5 protein-coding genes and 1 pseudogene are annotated in these 5,192 nt (G+C 68.5%); 4 read left to right on the forward strand and 2 right to left on the reverse strand.

Annotation, left to right across the window (positions count from 1 at the left end):
* Together AB0J09_RS55595 and AB0J09_RS55600 are read left to right on the forward strand one after the other, a co-directional pair.
* Positions 1-206 (forward strand): annotated as a pseudogene (locus AB0J09_RS55595) (hypothetical protein); the annotation flags it as partial.
* Positions 199-1,146: a hypothetical protein gene (locus AB0J09_RS55600; protein ID WP_360710500.1), complete on the forward strand. Its 948-nt coding sequence runs from the start codon at positions 199-201 to the stop codon at positions 1,144-1,146. The pseudogene AB0J09_RS55595 and the gene AB0J09_RS55600, both read left to right, overlap by 8 nt.
* Here AB0J09_RS55600 and AB0J09_RS55605 read toward each other — a convergent pair.
* Entirely contained in the window at positions 1,054-1,695 is a 642-nt protein-coding gene (locus tag AB0J09_RS55605) for a VC0807 family protein (protein WP_360710502.1), read from the reverse strand. The genes AB0J09_RS55600 and AB0J09_RS55605 overlap by 93 nt on opposite strands.
* A gap of 214 nt (positions 1,696-1,909) precedes the next feature.
* Positions 1,910-2,560, reverse strand: a complete 651-nt coding sequence (gene leuE, locus AB0J09_RS55610) for a leucine efflux protein LeuE (RefSeq protein ID WP_360710503.1) — start codon at positions 2,558-2,560, stop codon at positions 1,910-1,912.
* A gap of 354 nt (positions 2,561-2,914) precedes the next feature.
* Here leuE and AB0J09_RS55615 point away from each other — a divergent pair, with 354 nt between their 5' ends.
* Positions 2,915-4,303 (forward strand): cellulase family glycosylhydrolase, encoded by a 1,389-nt coding sequence (locus tag AB0J09_RS55615; protein ID WP_360710505.1) that lies wholly within the window; start codon positions 2,915-2,917, stop codon positions 4,301-4,303.
* A 348-nt stretch (positions 4,304-4,651) separates the two neighbouring features.
* A partial coding sequence (locus AB0J09_RS55620) for a BTAD domain-containing putative transcriptional regulator (protein ID WP_360710507.1) occupies positions 4,652-5,192 on the forward strand: 541 nt, incomplete at its 3' end.

Below are 5,192 nucleotides of genomic sequence, written 5' to 3' on the forward strand. Positions count from 1 at the left end.
CGCGGGCCCGTCCGACCGCGCTGCCGGGCGGGCTGGGGCTGGCGGGCCTGCGCGAGCGCGTACGGCTCGCGGGCGGCACGCTGTCCGCCGGACCGGCCGGCGACGGCTTCGAGCTGGACGTGACCATCCCCCACGAGGGGGATGGGGATCCCCGCGGCTCGGGAGGGAACCCGCGGCCCGTCGGGCGACGCTCGGAGCATGAGTGAACAGAGAGCGAGCATAGGGCGCGTCACCGCCGCGATCGTCGCGGTCGCCGCGATGCTGCCGTACCTCACGCTGAAGATGCTCTGGCTGACGGGAAGCTCGATCGGGACCACCGATCCCGGCCTCCTGAACGACTCGGCGATGGTCGGGCTCAACGCGATGACGTTCGGCATGGAAGCCGTCGGGCTGATGCTGGCGCTGGCCTTCACCACGCGGTGGGGGCTGCGGCTGCCCGCCTGGCTCGTGCTGCTCCCGCTGTGGGTGGGCACCGGCCTGCTCTCGGTGGTGATCGTCACAGTGCCGATCATGCTGCTGGCCGGCGGGCTGTCGGTGTTCGAGACCGGCGGGCCCATCGAACCGTGGATCTACATGATGGTCTACAGCGGGTTCATCGTGCAGGGTGCCGGGCTCATGACAGCCTTCGTCCTCTACTCGCGCGACCGGTGGCCGGGCGTCTTCACCACCCGGATCGACCACGCGTTCGCCGGCCCGACCAGGGAGTTCCAGACCGTCGTGGCCTGGGGTGCGCTGCTGGTGGCCGTGCCGATCGGCGTGGTCAAGCTGCCCGGGGGCATCCAGGAATGCGTCGAGGGCCTGCTCGCCATCGCCGGGGCCGTCGCGCTGGTGCTGATGGTCAGGCGCCGCGGGCGCGGCCCGTTCTGGCTGGCGCTGGTGGTGGCCTGGCTCGGCTCCGGCTCGCTGTTCAGCGGCGGGCTCTACGCGGTGATCATCAGCTCCGTACGAGCGCCGCTCGGCACACCCGGGTCGGACCTGGCCGAGCTGTTCGGCATGCTGACCGGGCTGGTCATGGGGATGTGCGGGGCGTTCCTGCTCGCCGAGCGGTCGGGCTCAGGTGTGCGCGACGTGCAGCCGGTGGAGCACGCGCTTGAAGGCGTAGAGCGAGAACGCGATCGCCAGTCCGCTGATGACGGCCACCGCTGACGTCCTCAGCACCATGAACGCGCCGAGCGAGCCCGCCAGCGACTCATAGACCGCGAGGACGATGCTCAACGTGGAGTTCATCAGCAGCACGAAGGCCCACAGCAGCGTGATCCTGGCGAAGAACCTGCGTACCCGCTCGTGCTTGAGCACCGCCGAGGGCAGGTGGATGTAGTCGAGCGTGAGCTTCTGCACGAGCGGCTTGTTGAGCCGGACGGAGGCGAGGAAGGCCATGCTGATGCAGATCGTGCCCATCTCCGGCTGGATGAAGAACCACATCCACGTGCCGGTCCAGAACGCCACGAGGGCACGGACCGTGATCGCGATCGCGGCCAGGAACATGGTCGCGGGCACCCTCACCCGCCTCACCAGCCGCCAGGCCACTCCGAAATAGACCCAGGCGACGGTGGCGACGAGCGCCCACTTGAATCCGAGGACCATCATGGCCAGGTAGAACACCGCCAGCGGCGCCACGACCCCTTCGAGCAGCTTCGGAGCCGCCTGCCGGGCGAGTGCGGTGAGGCGTGGAAGGGTGACTGGGGGATGGTTCAAGGCTGCTCCGCAGATAGGCCGACGATCAGCGTCTACCCGGGCTTCGGGGGACAAGGCTTTCCAGATGGACCGCTCGCCATAACCAGAACGGCATCACCCGCGTCCCGGGAAGCACGCCGGTGGCTTACCGTACCCGAGGAGCGGTGGTGCGACTGCCTCTTTTGACTCGTTCCATCTGGTTCCCACGAAAACAGCAGGGCCTTTCGGCCGGCTTTCAGCTGAGTGACGTGGTGGCGAGCTTCGCCCCGAATCCGAGGAAGAGCGCGCCGACGCCCGAGGTCAGACCGGCGCTGAGCTTCCTGTGCCGGCGGAACTGGCCGGCCAGGAAGGTGCCGCCGAAGATCAGCGCCGTCAGGTAGAGGAAGCTGAACACCTGGATGACCGCGCCCAGGATCAGGAACGACAGGGCGGGCGTGGCGTACGACGGCTCCACGAACTGGATGAAGAACGAGATGAAGAAGAGGATGGCCTTCGGGTTCAGCAGGCTGATCACCAGGGCCTTGCGGAAAGGGCGCGGCTGGCGCTCCGTCTTGACCTGCGGCTTCTCCTCGGTCTGCGCGGCCGTCCTGGATCTCCACGCACCCCTGATCATCTGGAAGCCGATCCACGCCAGATAGCCGGCGCCCGCGTACTTGACGATCGTGAAGAGCAGCGGGTTGGAGCGGAGCAGGGAGGCGGCGCCGGCGGCGGCCAGGAACATCAGCACGGTGTCGCCGAGGAAGACGCCCGCCGCGGCCCGGTAGCCCTGGCGGACGCCGTGCTGGGCGGCGAAGCTCAGCACGTACAGGGAGTTCGGGCCGGGGAGAAGAATGATCAGGAAGGCGCCGATGACGTAGGTCCAGAAATTCGTGATACCGAAGAACATGCGTCCTGCTCCAGGGGGAAGGCTTAACCGAACATCACGATATCTCGCCCGGCGCAGCCCATATCCACCCGTACACGCCACACCTTGCCGCAAATTCGAGCTTTACCTGTAATACCTATTTGTTTACCATAGAATGCGAAGCGAGCTCGCTGTGGCGCTGTGGCTGGCGGCGCTGCTGTCCTGTGGGTTCGCCGTTCGAGATGGGCGCGGTCCGCGCGGCTAGGGGTGGCCGCGTGGACCGCGCCCTTTGACTGTTCGGGTCAAATTGGGTCTTGTCCTCTGATAGACGCCCGATCTACGCTCCCCATGCTCGTTAGTAAAGTTTCCTAATGAACGAGTAAGGAGCTCACCCCCATGCATCGATCCGTGCGGCTCGCCGCCATCGCCGCGATCGTCGCCGCCTCCTTGCAAGCCGCCCCAGCCCAGGCCGCGACCACGTACGAGGCCGAGAACGCCACGATCTCCCAGGGCGTGGCCGAGTCGAACCACGCCGGCTACAGCGGCACAGGATTCGTCAACTACGACAACACCACGGGCTCGTACGTCGAGTTCGCCGTCGACGCCGCCACCGCCGGCCCCGCCACCCTCACCTTCAGGTACGCCAACGGCACCACCACCAATCGTCCGATGGCCGTCGCCGTGAACGGCACCACGACCACCCGGGACTTCCCCGGCACCGGCGCCTGGACCACCTGGCAGGAGGCCACGCTCACCACCACGCTCAACGCCGGGACGAACACCGTCCGCGCGACCGCCACCACTGCCAACGGCGGCCCCAACCTCGACCGCCTCGTCCTCGGAGCACCTCCCACGGGCACGCCGGTCCAGGCCAACGGGCAGCTGAAGGTGTGCGGGGTCAGGCTCTGCAACGAGAACGGCAAGCAGATCCAGCTGCGCGGCATGAGCAGCCACGGCCTGCAGTGGTACTACCAGTGCCTCAACACCGCCTCGCTCGACGCGCTGGCCGATGACTGGAAGGCCGACGTCCTGCGCATCTCCATGTACATCCAGGAGGACGGCTACGAGACCAACCCCCGGCTGTTCACCGACCGGGTGCACAACCTGATCGAGCAGGCCACCGCGCGCGGTCTGTACGCCATCGTCGACTGGCACATGCTCGACCCCGGTGACCCCAACTACAACCTGTCACGGGCCAAGACGTTCTTCACCGAGATCGCCCAGCGGCACAACGGCAAGAACAACCTGCTCTATGAGATCGCCAACGAGCCCAACGGCGTCTCCTGGTCCACGGTGCGCAATTACGCCAACCAGCTCATCCCCGTGATCAGGCAGTACGACCCCGAAACCCCGATCCTGGTCGGCACCCGCGCCTGGTCGTCGCTGGGCGTCTCCGACGGTGCCACCGAGTCCGAGATCATCAACAACCCGGTCAACGCCGACAACATCATGTACACGTTCCACTTCTACGCGGCCTCTCACGGCAGCGAGTACCTCAACACGCTGTCCAGGGCGGCCGACCGGCTCCCGATCTTCGTCACGGAGTTCGGCACGCAGACGGCCTCCGGTGACGGGTCGAACAACTTCACCAGGTCGCAGCAGTACCTCGACCTGATGGCGCAGAAGAAGATCAGCTGGGTGAACTGGAACTACTCCGACGACGAGCGCTCGGGCGCCGTCTTCACCGAGGGCACCTGTCCGAACGGGCCCTTCGCCGGCACCTCACGCCTCAAGCCGGCCGGCGTCTGGATCCGCGACCGCGTCCGCACCCCCGACGACTTCTGACCCTCCACGCCGGACCAGCCAGGGGCACCCATCGCCCCTGGCTGACCGCTTTCCGTGCGCCCCGCCACACTTGCTCACCCGCCACGGCACAAGCGCCTGGCCACGTGTGAGCGCCACGGCGGGGTGGGCGGTCGCCGTACACGCTCGTGTCCCAGCACCCGGTCCAGCCAGGGCCGCTCACCGACCCTGGCCGGCCGTTTTCCGTGCGCGCCGGTCGCGAGGCGGGGTTGAGGCGCGGGTGGCTCGTGGGCGTCGAGTGGTGCGTCCCGCGGTCCGGTGCGGCGCCGCAAGCCCGGCGGGCCGGTTGGGGTGCTCGCTGGTGGGGAGGGGCAGGGCAGGATATGACATGTGCGGATATCGATCCTTGGGCCGTTGGAGGTCGAGGGCGACGGGGGACCGGTCGCGGTCGGCGGGTTCAGGCTGCGGGCGCTGCTCGCCGTCCTGGCGCTGGAAGCCGGCCGTACCGTCACGGCCGAGCGGCTGATCGACGCCCTGTGGCCGGACGAGCCGCCCGCCAACGCGGCCAACGCTCTCCAGACGCTGGTCAAGCGGCTGCGGATGGCGCTGCGCCCGTACGAGGTGGTGGAGAGCAGGCCGGGCGGCTACGCGCTCATCGTGGAGCCCGACGACGTGGACGCCCTGCGGTTCAGGCGAACGGCCAGGCACGGGGAAGGACTGGAGCTCTGGCGGGGCCCCGCGCTGGCCGATCTCACCTCGGTGCCGCTCCTGGCGAACGCGGCCGCCGCCCTCGAACAGGAGCGCCTCGCCGCGGTCGAGACTCGCGCAGAGGCGCGGCTGGAGACCGGGGCGCCGGTCGACCTGACCGCGGAGGTGGTCGCGCACCCGCTGCGGGAGCGGCTGGCCGCCCTGGCCATGCGGGCGCTCGCCG

This window comes from Nonomuraea sp. NPDC049784, assembly GCF_040659615.1.
Taxonomy (GTDB): domain Bacteria; phylum Actinomycetota; class Actinomycetes; order Streptosporangiales; family Streptosporangiaceae; genus Nonomuraea.